The organism is Janthinobacterium sp. C22 (assembly GCF_057919405.1).
The window spans coordinates 2,844,029-2,858,972 of sequence record NZ_CP193659.1; the positions used below are offsets into that span (position 1 = coordinate 2,844,029).

At 61.5% G+C, this 14,944-nt stretch carries 10 protein-coding genes, 6 tRNA genes and 1 pseudogene; 14 read left to right on the forward strand and 3 right to left on the reverse strand.

What is annotated here, in order from left to right; all coding sequences use genetic code 11:
* Window positions 1-6: 6 nt before the first annotated feature.
* From uvrC to ACRHIG_RS13250, 8 genes and pseudogenes are all read left to right on the forward strand, one after another.
* A pseudogene (gene uvrC / locus ACRHIG_RS13215) lies at window positions 7-1,886 on the forward strand (excinuclease ABC subunit UvrC).
* A gap of 127 nt (window positions 1,887-2,013) precedes the next feature.
* Entirely contained in the window at window positions 2,014-2,598 is a 585-nt protein-coding gene (pgsA, locus tag ACRHIG_RS13220; RefSeq protein ID WP_034749601.1) for a CDP-diacylglycerol--glycerol-3-phosphate 3-phosphatidyltransferase, read from the forward strand.
* A gap of 114 nt (window positions 2,599-2,712) precedes the next feature.
* A tRNA-Gly gene (locus ACRHIG_RS13225) sits at window positions 2,713-2,788 on the forward strand.
* 92 nt (window positions 2,789-2,880) lie between these two features.
* Window positions 2,881-2,956, forward strand: a tRNA-Gly gene (locus ACRHIG_RS13230).
* Window positions 2,957-3,027: 71 nt separating this feature from the next.
* Window positions 3,028-3,103, forward strand: a tRNA-Gly gene (locus tag ACRHIG_RS13235).
* 56 nt (window positions 3,104-3,159) lie between these two features.
* Window positions 3,160-3,235: transfer RNA gene (locus ACRHIG_RS13240), tRNA-Gly, on the forward strand.
* 88 nt (window positions 3,236-3,323) lie between these two features.
* A tRNA-Gly gene (locus tag ACRHIG_RS13245) sits at window positions 3,324-3,399 on the forward strand.
* Window positions 3,400-3,441: 42 nt separating this feature from the next.
* Window positions 3,442-3,515, forward strand: a tRNA-Cys gene (locus ACRHIG_RS13250).
* Here ACRHIG_RS13250 and ACRHIG_RS13255 read toward each other — a convergent pair.
* Window positions 3,484-3,801: a hypothetical protein gene (locus tag ACRHIG_RS13255; protein ID WP_489630420.1), complete on the reverse strand. Its 318-nt coding sequence runs from the start codon at window positions 3,799-3,801 to the stop codon at window positions 3,484-3,486. The genes ACRHIG_RS13250 and ACRHIG_RS13255 overlap by 32 nt on opposite strands.
* Here ACRHIG_RS13255 and ACRHIG_RS13260 point away from each other — a divergent pair.
* Window positions 3,794-5,281: a SulP family inorganic anion transporter gene (locus ACRHIG_RS13260; protein ID WP_489630421.1), complete on the forward strand. Its 1,488-nt coding sequence runs from the start codon at window positions 3,794-3,796 to the stop codon at window positions 5,279-5,281. The genes ACRHIG_RS13255 and ACRHIG_RS13260 overlap by 8 nt on opposite strands.
* A gap of 33 nt (window positions 5,282-5,314) precedes the next feature.
* Window positions 5,315-5,767, forward strand: coding sequence for a hypothetical protein (locus ACRHIG_RS13265; protein ID WP_489630422.1), 453 nt, complete (start codon window positions 5,315-5,317; stop codon window positions 5,765-5,767).
* Window positions 5,768-5,789: 22 nt separating this feature from the next.
* Here ACRHIG_RS13265 and ACRHIG_RS13270 read toward each other — a convergent pair whose 3' ends face one another.
* Window positions 5,790-7,496: a methyl-accepting chemotaxis protein gene (locus tag ACRHIG_RS13270; protein WP_489630423.1), complete on the reverse strand. Its 1,707-nt coding sequence runs from the start codon at window positions 7,494-7,496 to the stop codon at window positions 5,790-5,792.
* Between the two features lie 15 nt (window positions 7,497-7,511).
* Window positions 7,512-7,700, reverse strand: coding sequence for a hypothetical protein (locus ACRHIG_RS13275; RefSeq protein WP_489630424.1), 189 nt, complete (start codon window positions 7,698-7,700; stop codon window positions 7,512-7,514).
* A gap of 178 nt (window positions 7,701-7,878) precedes the next feature.
* Here ACRHIG_RS13275 and ACRHIG_RS13280 point away from each other — a divergent pair, with 178 nt between their 5' ends.
* From ACRHIG_RS13280 to ACRHIG_RS13295, 4 genes are all read left to right on the forward strand, one after another.
* Window positions 7,879-10,029, forward strand: coding sequence for a TonB-dependent receptor (locus tag ACRHIG_RS13280; RefSeq protein WP_489630425.1), 2,151 nt, complete (start codon window positions 7,879-7,881; stop codon window positions 10,027-10,029).
* 248 nt (window positions 10,030-10,277) lie between these two features.
* Window positions 10,278-13,349, forward strand: a complete 3,072-nt coding sequence (fdnG, locus tag ACRHIG_RS13285; protein ID WP_489630426.1) for a formate dehydrogenase-N subunit alpha — start codon at window positions 10,278-10,280, stop codon at window positions 13,347-13,349.
* A 13-nt stretch (window positions 13,350-13,362) separates the two neighbouring features.
* Window positions 13,363-14,286 carry a formate dehydrogenase subunit beta gene (fdxH, locus tag ACRHIG_RS13290; protein ID WP_489630427.1) on the forward strand — a complete coding sequence of 308 codons (924 nt, stop codon included), beginning with the start codon at window positions 13,363-13,365 and terminating at the stop codon, window positions 14,284-14,286.
* Entirely contained in the window at window positions 14,273-14,944 is a 672-nt protein-coding gene (locus ACRHIG_RS13295) for a formate dehydrogenase subunit gamma (RefSeq protein WP_489630428.1), read from the forward strand. The genes fdxH and ACRHIG_RS13295 overlap by 14 nt, the downstream gene beginning before the upstream one ends.

Below are 14,944 nucleotides of genomic sequence, written 5' to 3' on the forward strand. Positions count from 1 at the left end.
CCAGCAATGACCGAAGCAATACCCGACCTCAATTCCACGGAAACGCCACCCGACCCGCGCGCGCAGGTGCTGGCCACCGTCGCCAAGCTGCCGAACCTGCCCGGCGTGTACCGCTATTTCGATGCCGCCGACAAGGTGTTGTACGTCGGCAAGGCGCGCGACCTGAAAAAACGCGTGTCCAGCTATTTCCAGAAAAACCTGGCCAGTCCCCGCATCGCCATGATGGTCGAGCGCATCGCGCGCCTGGAAACGACGGTCACGCACAGCGAGGCGGAAGCGCTGATCCTGGAAAACAACCTGATCAAGGCGCTGCAGCCGCGCTACAACATCCTGTTCCGCGATGATAAATCGTATCCGTATCTGAAAATCACGAATGGCGATGCGCCGCGCATGGTGTATTACCGGGGCGCGGTGGACAAGAAAAACCAGTATTTCGGGCCGTTCCCCAGTTCCTGGGCCGTCAAGGAATCGATGCAGATCCTGCAAAAGGTTTTTCTCATCCGCACCTGCGAGGACAGCGTCTACGCGAACCGCACGCGGCCCTGCCTGCTGCACCAGATCGGCCGCTGCAGCGCGCCCTGCGTGGACCTGATCAGCAAGGAAGACTATAAAAACGACGTGGAAAACGCGGCGCGCTTCCTGCGCGGGCGCCAGAGCGAAGTGCTGGCCGACCTGGAAAAGAAGATGCACGCGTTTGCCGCCGAGCTGAAATTCGAGCAGGCCGTAGTGGTGCGCAACCAGATCGCCTCGCTGTCGCGCGTGCTGCACCAGCAAAGCATGGAAACGACGGGCGACGCCGACGTCGACATCCTCGCCGTGCTGGTGCAGGGCGGACGCGCCTGCGTCAACCTGGCCATGGTGCGCGGCGGGCGCCACCTGGGCGACCGCGCGTATTTCCCGAGCCAGCTCAGCGATGCGGCGGCGATTGCCGAAGAAACCATCGAGGTGGAAGTGCTGGCCGCCTTCCTGGCCCAGCACTACACGGAGAAATTCATCCCCGGCACCCTGATCCTGAACATCGAATTCGACCAGCCGGCCCTGATGGTGGCGCTGATGGAACAGTGCGGCCACCGCATCAACCTGATCTTCCAGCCGCAGGGACAGCGCCGCCAGTGGCTGGAAATGGCGCAAAAGGGCGCCGGGATTTCGCTGGCGCGCCTGCTGTCGGAGCAGGGCTCGCAGCAGTCGCGCACGCGCGCGCTGGCCGAGGCGCTGCGCCTGGAAACGGAAGACCTCGACAGCCTGCGCGTCGAGTGTTTCGACATCAGTCACACGCAGGGCGAAGCGACGCAGGCCTCGTGCGTCGTGTTCCACCACCACGCCATGCAGAATGGCGAATACCGGCGCTACAACATCAACGACATCACGCCCGGCGACGATTATGCGGCCATGCGCCAGGTCTTGATGCGCCGCTATGAAAAGGTGGCGAATGGCGACGGCGTGATGCCCGACGTGGTCCTGATCGACGGCGGCAAGGGCCAGATCGAAATGGCGCGCCAGGTGTTCGCCGAGCTGGGACTCGATATCAGCTTGATTGTCGGCGTAGCCAAGGGGAGGGGCGCAAGGTGGGCCTGGAAACCCTGCTGTTCGTCGATGGCCGCGCGGCGCAGGAACTGGGCAAGGAGTCGGCGGCGCTGATGCTGATCGCGCAGATCCGCGACGAGGCGCACCGCTTCGCCATCACGGGCATGCGCGCCAAGCGGGCCAAGACGCGCCAGACCTCGCGCCTGGAAGAGATCGAAGGCATCGGCGCCAAGCGCCGCCAGAAACTGCTGTCGCGCTTTGGCGGCTTGCGCGGCGTGGTCGACGCCAGCGTCGAGGACCTGATGTCGGTGGAGGGAATTTCCACGCAGCTGGCGGAAGAGATTTACCGCCAATTGCACTGATGGCGGCGTGGCCTGGTCCGGCGCTGCCGCAACCGGACTAGGCTAATGTTGCCGGGCCATGTAGACTAGTGGCGCTTTCTTCACGCTTTCTTCATGCTCAATTTACCCGTCGGCCGATTGCTCTCTTATGCCTTTTAATATTCCCATCCTTTTGACCTGGCTGCGCGTGGCCCTGATACCGCTCGTCGTCGGCGTGTTTTACCTGCCGCCGTCGATGCTGCTGCATGGCGACCAGAACCTGGTTGCCACCCTGGTCTTCATCGTTGCGGCCGTGACCGACTGGTTCGATGGTTTTCTTGCGCGGCGCTGGAACCAGACGTCGGCCTTCGGTGCCTTCCTCGACCCCGTGGCCGACAAGCTGATGGTGGCGGGCGCCTTGCTGGTGCTGGTGCAGCTGGACCGGGTCAATGCCGTGCTGGCCTTCATCATCATCGGCCGCGAAATCACCATTTCCGCCTTGCGCGAATGGATGGCGCAGATCGGCGCGTCGAAATCGGTGGCCGTCAGCTCGATCGGCAAGATCAAGACGGCCGCGCAAATGACGGCCATTCCCCTGCTGCTGTACCACGAAGTGATCTTCGGCGCGATCGACACCCATGTGTGGGGCGAGAAGCTGCTGTGGATCGCCTGCGTGCTGACAGTGTGGTCGATGTTCTATTACTTGCGCCTGGCATGGCCCTTGATCAAGGAAAAGGCCGGCAACCTCCATTAATTGCACAGGGATTAGGCAGTCGACGGCTTTCTTCGGAATATTTTGCAAAAGACCAGATATTGCCCGTTGACAGCCCCTGTAATCCCTCTATAATGCTGGCCTGTTGTTGATGACGCGGGAGTAGCTCAGTTGGTAGAGCGCAACCTTGCCAAGGTTGAGGTCGAGAGTTCGAGACTCTTCTCCCGCTCCAGTTTTCTGGATCGTGTCATAGGTAAAAACAGCGAATGCAGTAAAAAGTAGTACTGGCGATGTAGTAGAGCTTCTGATACAATGTTGTCCACTGCGGGAGTAGCTCAGTTGGTAGAGCGCAACCTTGCCAAGGTTGAGGTCGAGAGTTCGAGACTCTTCTCCCGCTCCAGTGAACACTGGATCAGCAGTAAAGCAGCACTGGTAAACGGTAGCAAAAAGCAGTAAAATAGCGGTTCGTATGCGGGAGTAGCTCAGTTGGTAGAGCGCAACCTTGCCAAGGTTGAGGTCGAGAGTTCGAGACTCTTCTCCCGCTCCAGCGAAAGCTGAAGCAGTACAGCAAGAATGGCAGTAGCAGAAAATAGAAGCTCCAATGCGGGAGTAGCTCAGTTGGTAGAGCGCAACCTTGCCAAGGTTGAGGTCGAGAGTTCGAGACTCTTCTCCCGCTCCAGAATTCTAAAGGGAAGCTCAGCTGGCTTCCTTTTTTATCCGCCGCAACGCAGTCATGCGGCGTGATCAGGCGGTAAACAAGCTCCAATGCGGGAGTAGCTCAGTTGGTAGAGCGCAACCTTGCCAAGGTTGAGGTCGAGAGTTCGAGACTCTTCTCCCGCTCCAGTTTTCAAGGTGGGCCGCAAGGCGCATCCAAGCAGTTCCTCTGGCGAGGTAGCAAAGAGGTTATGCAGCGGCCTGCAAAGCCGTTTAGACGGGTTCGATTCCCGTCCTCGCCTCCAGATGAAAAAAATAGCCCACTTTCGAGTGGGCTATTTTTTTGTCTGCGGCCTCGCCAGACTTTGCCCGCTGTGCATCTTGTATAATGCCGGCAAGCTCAGCCGCGCCGCCTGGCGCCTTGATGAAACTTCCCCTTTCCGCCAGACCGATGTAGTCACTGACGACTTTCCTGCTCCGTTCAACCTCAGCGCACCTTTTCTGTGACGCCCGCTGGCTTGGCTGCGCCTGGTTATTTTTCATCAGGCCGGCATTTCTCTGTTCCGACTTTGGATACGCATCAATGATCAACGCAACTTTTCGGGAAGAGTGGTTCTCGAACATACAAAAAAACGTCCTGGCGGGCCTGACCACCTCGTTCGCGCTGGTGCCGGAATGCATCGCCTTTGCCCTGGTGGCGCAGTTGAATCCCCTGATGGGCCTGTATGGCGCCTTCATCATCTGCGCATTCACGGCCATCTTTGGCGGGCGCCCCGGCATGATTTCCGGCGCGGCCGGTTCCATGGCCGTCGTCATCGTGGCGCTGGTGGCCCAGCATGGCGTGCAATACCTGCTGGCGACCGTGGTGCTGAGCGGCATCATCATGGCGCTGTTCGGCCTCTTGCGCCTTGGGAAGTTGATACGCATGGTGCCCTACCCGGTGATGCTGGGCTTCGTGAATGGCCTGGCCATCGTCATCGCCATGGCCCAGCTGGAACACTTTCGCCAGGCCACGCCGCAGGGTGAACAATGGCTGCAAGGCACGCCCTTGTATGTGATGGTCGCCCTGGTGGCGCTGACCATGGCCATCGTCTACGTGCTGCCGCGCCTGACAAAAGCCGTGCCGCCCGCGCTGGTGGCCATCCTGGGCGTGGGCGTGCTCAGCCATTTCCTGCACCTGCCCACGCGCACCCTGGGCGACCTCGCGCATATCGCCGGCGGCTTGCCGGCCCTGCATTGGCCCACGGTGCCGCTGGACATGGCCACCTTGCACATCATCTTTCCGTATGCGGCGCTGATGGCCATGGTGGGGCTGCTGGAAACCTTGCTCACCTTTAATCTCACCGATGAGATGACGGAAACGCGGGGCCAGCCCAATCGCGAATGCATCGCCCTGGGCGCCTCGAACGTCGTGTCGGGCCTGTTTGGCGGCATGGGCGGCTGCGCCATGATCGGGCAGACCATGATCAACCTGAGCTCGGGCGGCCGCTCGCGCCTGTCGGGCGTCACGGCCGGCGTGATGATTTTATTGTTCATCCTGTTCCTCTCGCCGCTGATCGAACGCATTCCGCTGGCCGCGCTGGTGGGCGTGATGTTCGTCGTGGCGCAGCAGACGTTTGCCTGGGGTTCCCTGCGCGTGCTGGGCAAGGTGCCGCTGCAGGATGCGCTGGTGATCGTCGCCGTGACGGTGATCACGGTGTTTACGGACCTGGCGATGGCGGTGCTGTGCGGCATCGTGATTGCCGCCTTGAATTTTGCCTGGCAACATGCGCGCGAGATGCGCGCCGACATCGATGATGGCAGCTCCGGCGTGCGCGTGTACCTGCCGCACGGCACCCTGTTTTTCGCCTCGACCACGCATTTCCAGGAACTGTTCCAGCCGGCCGCCGATCCGGCCCGCGTCATCCTCGATTGCCGGCATCTGCACATGGCCGATCACTCGGCCATCGCGGCCATCGAAGCCTTGTATGAGCGCTACGACAAGGCCGGCAAGCACCTGCAGGTGACGCATCTGTCCGCCCGTAACCAGGCCTTGCTGCAGCGGGCCGGGGTGGATGTGAGCGTGGCGTAAAATACGGGATTGCTGAATGTCTGTGGAGTGTGAATGCTGTCGTACGAACAAGAACAATTATTGCAACAAAGCCAGACGGCTTTTGATGCCTACTATGACGCGCTGGGTGCGTCGCTGGTGAGTTTTGTCGAGCGCCTGGGCATCCAGCCCGCGCACGAAGTGCTGAGCAACGCGGCCGAGTACCTGCCGTACATCGATGCGGCCATGCGCACCATCGTCATCCGCGACGAGAGCTGGCAATGGGTCAAAACCATGCTCGGCTACTTTATCGGCGAATACTTCGTGCAAGGCCATGCGGGTTGCTGGTATGTGGAAACGCGGGCCGAATCGCCGCATTTCTGCCGCATCATGGTAGGCGGCTTCGAGCATGGCTTGCCGATGGACGCCGCCATCGATCCGGAGGCGCTGGCGCTGGCATTTCTGGGGCAATCCGCGCCGCGCGAGCTGGCGGCACTGATCGCCACAGCGCAAGCCGGCGCGGCTTGATGCCGCGCGGCTTGCAGCAGCTTTAAAACTCTTCCCACTCGCCTTCGGCAGGTGCCGTTGCCTTGCCGCTGGCGCGCGTCGCGGGCAGGCGCAGGGCAGGGATGGAGGCCTTGCGGACTGGCGCTGCCGGGGTTGCCGGCGCGCTGCGCTGCGCCGCCTTGGCGCTGAAGCGGTCGGTGGCCGCCGCGTTGGCGTCCAGGCGGAAGACGCTGACCACCTGTGCCAGTTCGCTCGCCTGTTCCTGCATCGCTTCTGCCGCTGCCGAGGCTTCTTCCACCAGGGCCGCATTTTGCTGGGTCACCTGGTCCATTTCGGAAATGGCCTGGTTGACTTGCTCGATGCCGGCGCTTTGCTCTTCGCTGGCGTTGCTGATCTCGCTCATGATGGACGTGACGAAGCCGATGCTTTGCACGATTTCTTCCATCGTCTTGCCCGCCTTGTCGACCAGGTCCGTGCCCACGTCGACCTTTTGCACGGAATCGTCGATCAAGCCCTTGATTTCTTTTGCCGCCGCCGCCGAGCGCTGCGCCAGGTTGCGCACCTCGGTTGCCACGACGGCGAAGCCGCGGCCCTGTTCGCCGGCGCGCGCCGCTTCCACGGCCGCGTTCAAGGCCAGGATGTTGGTCTGGAAGGCGATGCCGTCGATGACGGAGATGATGTCGACGATTTTCTTCGACGAGGTATTGATCTCGCCCATGGTGGCGACCACTTCGGCCACCACGGCGCCGCCGCGGCTGGCGATGCCGGCCGCGTCGCCGGCCAGCTTATTCGCCTGGCGCGCATTGTCCGCATTCTGTTTCACGGTCGAGGTCAGTTCTTCCATCGACGAGGCCGTTTCTTCCAGCGAACTGGCTTGCTGTTCCGTGCGCGACGACAGGTCCTGGTTGCCGGCGGCGATTTCTGCGGACGCCGTGGCGATGGTGTCGGTGCCGCTGCGCACCTGGCCCACGATGCCGACGAGGCTGTCGTTCATGGTTTTCAGGGCGTGCATCAGCTGGGCCGTTTCATCGCGGCCCTGCACCGTGATGGTGCTGCTCAGGTCGCCAGCTGCCACGGTTTCCGCCACTTTCACGGCGTCGCGGATGGGGCCGGTGATCGAGCGCGTGATCCACCACGCAAAACCGATGCCCATCAGCACGGCCAGCACGCCCATGGTGATCAGGAAGATGCGCGTGCCGCTGTAGGCTTCGATGATGCTGGCGCCGACGCCGTCGGCAGCCTTGATCTGCATGCCGGCAAAGCGCTTCACTTCGGCCAGGTAGGCCACGGTGATCGGTGCGACTTCCTTCTCGAACACGATCTTGGCACCGGCTACGTCGCCGTCGGCCTTCATCTTGAAGGCGCGCGCGCGCGTCGTCACGTAGTCGGTGCGCACCTTGCGCACGACCTTGAACTGCTCGATCACGGCCGGGTTGAGCAAGGAGGCGATGATGTCGTCCTGCAGCTTGCTGGAACGTTCCGCATCGACCTTCAGGTCTTCCTCGATCTTGGCGCGCACGACAGGATCGGTGATTTCGAACGAGGCGACGCCGCGCACGCTGTTGAGTTCGATGATCTTCGACCATTCGGCCACCATGCGCTGGTTCTTGATGCTGGTATTGATCAGGCGGTAAGTCAGGTCGCTGGCCGTTTGCATGCGCACGAGGGCGGTAACGGTCAAGGCGGCAAGCAACAGCAATACGACAGCAAAGCCGACGCCAAGGCGGCTGCCGATGTTCAGGTTTTTCATGTAATTCCTAACAGTTTAATAGTCATGATCGCCGCCGCCAGCAGGGGCGGACAGGCGCCGCAAGGCGCAGGGGATCGGGGTCTTCGGGTGCCGCGTGATGGCTGTGCGGCGCGCCGCGCTGAGCGTGGCGTTGGAGGTGAAGCAGGGGGCATGCCGGTCAGGCTGACCGTTGCCCAGCAAGCCGCAAGTATAGCATTGACGCACAGAAATAGTTTCTTACGGCAATTTTAATTATTTTTTGATATTGATTTCCTGTTGCTTTTTTACATCAAGTCCCTCGTCCATAAGTACTATCACTTACATTCCGCCTTACTTTTTCCATTCGTGGCTGATAAAATACTAATGATAATCATTCGTATTAAACCATCGACCAGGGAATTGTATGCAGCAACGTCGCAAGCCAGGATGCAAACCGATCACCATCGCCGTACTGGGCGCCTTGACCTTCGGCGCCACGCCATTGGCGGCATGGGCGCAGGAAAGCATGCCCGCCGTCACCGTGACCGCGGCCAAGGACAAGGATGGCTATGTCGCCGCCACCTCCGCCAGCGGCACCAAGACGGAAATGGCCCTGCGCGACGTGCCGCAGACGATCAACGTGGTGCCGGCCGCCGTCATCCGCGACCAGAACGCCATGTCGATCCAGGACATCATGAAGAATATCCCCGGCGTGGGCTTGTCCACGGGCGACGGCCAGCGCGACCAGGTGTTCATCCGCGGTTTCACGGCCATCGGCGACCAGTTCGTCGACGGCTTCCGCGATGACGCCCTGTATTTCCGCGACCTGTCGAACGTCGAGCGCCTGGAAGTGATCAAGGGGCCGGCCGCCGTGCTGTACGGCCGTGGTTCCTCGGGCGGCCTGGTCAACCGCATCACCAAGAAGCCGGGTATCGATATCACGGACGTGGCTTTGAGCCTGACGAATACGGCAGGGCGCCGCGGCGAAGTCGATGTGGGCCGTGTCGGTGAGACGGTGGACTGGCGCGTCACGGGCGCGCGCGAATTGTCCGACAGCTACCGCGACCAGCAATTCATCAACCGCACGGCGCTGGCGCCTTCCTTGGCCATCCGCCTCTCAAACGCGACGAAACTGCTGCTGCAGGGCGACTACCTGGAAGACCGCCGCCTGACGGACTTCGGCATCCCGTCCTACCAGGGCCGTCCCGTCGCCGTCGATGCGGGCACCTATTATGGCGCCGCGAATGCCCGCGATGCCGACTTCAGCCAGTCGCGCGTGGTCTCCACGGCCGCCACCCTGACGCACAAGTTCAGCGATAGTTTGTCGCTGCGCAATGCCTTCCGCTATTACGATTACCACCTGGACCGCAACAACACGAATATTTCCGGCAACGTCAACGAAGTCAAGGGCACGATGAACCTCGGTCACGCCAAGCTCAACCGTGACGAGAGCGGCTGGTTCAACCAGACGGAATTGACGCAAAAGCTGGTCACGGGCAGCCTGCGCCACGAAGTGCTGTACGGCGCCGAGTTCGGCAAGCAGAACAAAGATGCCAGCAGCTGGGCCTCGACCGTGGTGGCGACGAATGTGTCGATCTTCCATCCCGTCCTGCCTGTGGTTAACCGCAGCAAGCTGGGCGCGCGCAGCGATACCTTCGGCACCTACGACACGGCGGCCGCCTACGTGCAGGACGCCATCAGCTTCAGCGACGGGTGGAAGGCGCTGGCCGGCTTGCGCTACGACCGCTACCAGCAGCAGTCGCGCCTGGCCAATGCGCTTGGCGTGACGACGGCGGACCTGTCGCGCACGGATTCGGCCTACAGCCCCCGCGCCGGCCTCGTCTGGCAACCGGGCGCGGCGCAATCGTACTACGCCTCGTGGAGCCGTTCGTTCCAGCCGAGCGGCGAGAACTTCGCCCTGGCCGCGAATAACGCCGACCTGGCGCCGGAAACCACGCGCAACACGGAAGTGGGCGCCAAGTACGAGCTGTGGGGCGGCCGCGCCAACGCCACCGTGTCGCTGTTCCGCCTGGAGCGCGACAACATCAAGACCAGCGACCCGATCACGAACCGCATCGTGCCCGTCGGCACGCAGCGCACGGATGGCCTGGAACTGACCTTCAATGCGGACTTGCACGACGGCTGGAAAATGATGGCCGGCTATGCGTATCTGGACGCCACCATCACCGATTCCATCGCCGTCGACCGCAGCGTGAATGCGCCGGGCACCACGACGGCCAGCTCCGTCGCCATCAAGGGCAAGCGCGCTACCTTGACCGCGCGCAATACGGCCAACCTGTGGCTGACGAAAGACCTGGGCCACGGCTTCACGGTGGGCGGCGGCGCGAATGCCGTCGGCAGCCGTTTCGCCAATCCGGGCAACACGGTGGTCCTGCCCGGCTACGTGACGGCCGACGCCATGGCCGCTTACCGCACGGGCCGCTATGAAGTGCAGCTGAACGTCAACAATATCGGCGACACGCGCTACATCGTGTCGGGCCACGGTTCCAGCCCGAACCTGAGCTTGCCGGGCGCGCCGCGCAACGTGGCGCTGACCTTGCGCTACAGCCTGTAATTTTTGCCGTTCCCCGAAAGAACCCGCTCGCGAGCGGGTTTTTTCATGCCTGCCCATTTAGAGGAAGTGTTCGGTATGGATAAATTAATGTTGACTGCGAGCAATTTTTTCCGGCGGACTGAGCCTTGACTGGGTTTGAGGGGTAAAATACGCGTCATACGGCACAGGCATGGTGCTTATATCTTGGTGATATGACACTATCATGACGCCGTATGACTTTTTATTTACTCACATCATAGAGGTCTGATATGGTTCAGATATCCAGGCGCCAGTTCCTTCGGGTAACTGGCGCCACGATTGCTGGCTCCAGCCTCGCCTTGCTCGGTTTCGCGCCGGGGCAGGCGTTGGCAGAGGTACGGCAATACAAGCTGGCTCGCACGACCGAGACCCGCAATACCTGTCCTTACTGTTCCGTTGGCTGCGGCGTCCTGCTGTATGGCCTGGGCGATGGCGCGAAAAATGCCGTCTCCAGCATCATCCACGTGGAAGGCGATGCCGATCACCCGGTGAACCGCGGCACGCTGTGCCCGAAAGGCGCCAGCCTGGTCGACTTCATCCACAGCCCGAACCGCCTGAAAGTGCCCGAATACCGCGCACCGGGCGGCACGGAATGGCAACCGATCTCCTGGGATGTGGCGCTCGACAAGATCGCGCGCCTGATGAAGGATGACCGCGACGCCAACCTGATCGAAAAGAATGCCGACGGCAAGACCGTCAACCGCTGGCTCTCCACCGGCATGCTGGCCGCGTCCGCCGGCAGCAACGAAGTCGGGTATCTGACCCACAAGACAGTGCGCAGCATGGGGATGCTGACCTTTGATAATCAGGCGCGTGTATGACACGGACCGACGGTGGCAGGTCTTGCCCCGACGTTTGGCCGTGGCGCGATGACGAATCATTGGGTCGATATCAAGAATGCCGACGTGATCCTGGTCATGGGCGGCAATGCAGCAGAAGCACATCCTTGCGGATTCAAATGGGTAACGGAAGCGAAGGCGCATAACAAGGCCAAGCTGATCGTTGTCGATCCGCGTTTTACCCGTACCGCATCCGTGGCAGATTACTACTGCGCCACGCGTACCGGCACGGACATCGTCTTCCTCGGCGCGATCATCAATTATCTGCTGACGAACGACAAGATCCAGCATGAGTACGTGCGCAACTACACGGACATGCCTTTCATCGTGCGCGAAGACTATGCGTTCGAAGACGGCCTGTTCTCTGGTTTCGACAAGGAAAAAGGCAAGTACACCAACAAGGCCACCTGGGATTACGAGATCGGCGACGACGGCTACGCCAAGGTCGACCCGACCCTGGAACACCCGCGCTGCGTCTACCAGATGATGAAGAAGCACTACTCACGTTACACGACCGAGATGGTCGAACGGACGTGCGGCGTGTCGGCCGACAAGTTCCACAAGGTGGCGGAAGCTTTGGCTTCGACCGCCGTGCCGGGACGCGCCGGTACCATCCTGTACGCGCTGGGCTGGACGCACCACTCGACGGGTGCGCAAACCATCCGCACGGGCGCCATGGTGCAGCTGTTGCTGGGCAACATGGGTATCGCGGGCGGCGGCATGAACGCCTTGCGCGGCCACTCGAACATCCAGGGCTTGACCGATCTGGGCCTGATGTCGAACCTGTTGCCAGGCTACATGACCTTGCCGAACGAGGGCGAGCAGGATTTCGATGCCTACATCGCCGCGCGCGCCACCAAGCCGCTGCGGCCGAACCAGCTCAGCTACTGGAGCAATTACCGCAAGTTCCACGTCAGCTTCATGAAGACGTGGTGGGGCGACTTTGCCACCGCGGACAACAACTACGCCTTCGACTATCTGCCGAAACTCGACAAGCCGTATGACTTGATGCAAGCCATCGAGAACATGCACCAAGGCAAGATGACGGGCTATATCTGCCAGGGTTTCAACGTGCTGGCGTCCGCGCCGAACAAGCAGAAGGTCACGGAAGCGCTGTCGAAGCTGAAGTTCCTCGTCATCATGGACCCGCTGGCTGTGGAAACGGGCGAATTCTGGAAGGCGCACGGGCAATACCACGAAGTCGATCCCACCAAGATCATGACGGAAGTGTTCCGCTTGCCGACCAGCTGCTTCGCCGAGGAACGCGGTTCGCTGGTCAGTTCCTCGCGCGTGCTGCAGTGGCACTGGCAGGCGGCCGAACCGCCGGGCCAGGCGCGCAGCGACCTGGAGATCATGTCGGGCCTGTTCTTGCGCATGCGCAACATGTACAAGAAAGAGGGCGGCAAGTTCCCCGATCCTATCGTCAACCTGACGTGGAATTATGCGCAGCCGCATAACCCGCAACCGGAAGAAATCGCCCGCGAATTCAACGGCAAGGCGCTGGCCGACTTGTACGATCCGAAAGATCCGACCAAGCTGCTGGTGAAAAAGGGCGAGCAGCTGGCCTCGTTTGCGCAATTGCGCGACGACGGCACGACCACCAGCGGTTGCTGGATCTTCGCCGGCAGCTGGACGCAGGCGGGCAACCAGATGGGACGGCGCGACAATAGCGACCCGACCGGCATCGGCCAGACTCTGGGCTGGGCCTGGGCGTGGCCGGCGAACCGCCGCGTGCTGTACAACCGCGCCTCGTGCGACCTGAAGGGCAAGGCCTTCGATCCGACCCGCAAGTTGATCGAATGGAATGGCACGAACTGGAGCGGGGCCGATATTCCCGACTTCAAGGTCGACGAACCGCCGGAAAACGGCATGGGGCCGTTCATCATGCTGGGCGAGGGCGTGGCGCGCTTCTTTGCGCGCGGCGCCATGGCCGAAGGGCCGTTCCCCGAGCATTACGAGCCGTTCGAAAATCCGCTGGGCTACAACCCCATGCATCCGAAAAACCCGCAGGCGACCAGCAATCCGGCCGCGCGCGTGTTCGCCGATGACCGCAAGCTGTTCGGCACGCACGAGGAATATCCGCATGTGGCCACCAGTTACCGCCTGACCGAGCATTTCCATTACTGGACCAAGCATGCGCGCCTGAACGCCATCATCCAGCCGCAGCAATTCGTTGAAATCGGCGAAGAGCTGGCCAAGAGCATCGGCGTGGTGGCTGGCGGCGAAGTGCGCGTCAGTTCCAAGCGCGGCCACATCATCGCCAAGGCCGTCGTCACCAAGCGCATCAAGGCCTTGATGATCGAGGGCAAGCCGGTGCATACCGTCGGCCTGCCGCTGCACTGGGGCTTTACGGGCGTGGCCAAGCCGGGGTATCTGATCAATACCCTGACGCCGGGCGTGGGGGATGCGAATTCGCAAACGCCGGAATTCAAGTCCTTCCTCGTGAAGGTGGAAAAAGCATGATGGGAGCTCAATAATGGCACTGCAATCCTTAGATATCCGGCGCCTGTCGGCGACCACGGTAACGCCGCCGCAGGCGCGCAGCCCGGTGACGGGCACCGTGGCCAAGCTGATCGATGTGTCGAAATGCATCGGCTGCAAGGCTTGCCAGACGGCGTGCATGGAATGGAACGACTTGCGGGACGAAGTCGGCGAAAACCATGGCACCTATGACAATCCGACGGACCTGACGCCGCAATCGTGGACGGTGATGCGTTTTGCCGAACACGAAAACAACGACGGCAACCTCGAGTGGCTGATCCGCAAGGATGGCTGTATGCACTGCGAGGACCCGGGCTGTCTGAAAGCCTGTCCGGCGCCGGGCGCCATCGTGCAGTACACGAACGGCATCGTGGATTTCCACCAGGAAAACTGCATCGGCTGCGGCTACTGCGTGGCCGGCTGTCCTTTCGACGTGCCCCGCATTTCGAAAAAGGACGACCGCGCCTACAAGTGCACCTTGTGCTCGGACCGCGTGGCCGTGGGCCAGGAACCGGCCTGCGTGAAGACGTGCCCGACGGGCGCCATCGTCTTCGGCACCAAGGAAGACATGAAGGTGCATGCGGAAGAGCGCATCGTCGACCTGAAGTCGCGCGGTTTCGAGAACGCGGGCCTGTACGATCCGCTGGGCGTGGGCGGCACGCACGTGATGTACGTGCTGCACCATGCCGACAAGCCGAAGCTGTATTCGAACTTGCCGGAACGCCCGCGCATCAGCCCGATGGTGGGCTTCTGGAAGGGCTGGTCCAAGCCGCTGGCGGTGGCCGGCATGGCCGCGACGGCGCTGGCGGGCTTCTTCCATTACACGCGTGTCGGTCCGAACGAAGTGAGCAAGGAAGAAGAGCACGAGGCTTTGGAAGAAGCCAGGCGCATCCGGGAGGAACATAATGAGCCACAGTGACCTGCATGATGGAAAGCTGCGCGACAAGGATGGCAATCCCTTGATCGAACGCTACAACCCGAACGAGCGCACGAATCACTGGGTGACGGCCATCACCTTCGTCATGCTGGCCCTGTCCGGCCTGGCCATGTTCCATCCCTCGATGGCGTGGCTGGCGAACCTGTTCGGCGGCGGGCAATGGACGCGCATTTTGCATCCGTTTGCCGGCCTGGTGATGTTCGTCTCGTTCGCGATCCTCGTGGTGCGCTTCTGGCACCACAACAAGTTCGAGGACGGCGACAAGCAGTGGCTGAAACAGATGGATGACGTGCTCAACAACCGCGAGGACAAGCTTCCGAAGATCGGCAAATACAATGCCGGCCAGAAGATCCTGTTCTTCGTGCTGCTGTTCTGCATGGTGGGCTTGCTGCTGTCGGGCATCGTGATCTGGCGCGCGTATTTCGCGTTCTATTTCCCGATCGGCGTGGTGCGCTTTGCCGCCTTGCTGCATGCCGGTTGCGCATTCGGCATCATCTGCGCCATCATCGTACACATCTACGCGGCGATCTGGGTCAAGGGCTCGGTCGGCGCCATGGTGCGCGGCACCGTCACCTATGGCTGGGCGCGCAAGCACCATCCGAAGTGGTTTGAGGCGGTGGTACGCAACAGCAAGGATTAA

Coding starts and splice junctions, on each gene's coding strand:
- ACRHIG_RS13280 (WP_489630425.1), top strand. CDS start 7,879: ATGCAGCAACGTCGCAAGCCAGGATGCAAACCGATCACCATCGCCGTA.
- ACRHIG_RS13260 (WP_489630421.1), top strand. CDS start 3,794: ATGATCAACGCAACTTTTCGGGAAGAGTGGTTCTCGAACATACAAAAA.
- ACRHIG_RS13270 (WP_489630423.1), bottom strand. CDS start 7,496: ATGAAAAACCTGAACATCGGCAGCCGCCTTGGCGTCGGCTTTGCTGTC.
- ACRHIG_RS13265 (WP_489630422.1), top strand. CDS start 5,315: ATGCTGTCGTACGAACAAGAACAATTATTGCAACAAAGCCAGACGGCT.
- fdxH (WP_489630427.1), top strand. CDS start 13,363: ATGGCACTGCAATCCTTAGATATCCGGCGCCTGTCGGCGACCACGGTA.
- ACRHIG_RS13295 (WP_489630428.1), top strand. CDS start 14,273: ATGAGCCACAGTGACCTGCATGATGGAAAGCTGCGCGACAAGGATGGC.
- pgsA (WP_034749601.1), top strand. CDS start 2,014: ATGCCTTTTAATATTCCCATCCTTTTGACCTGGCTGCGCGTGGCCCTG.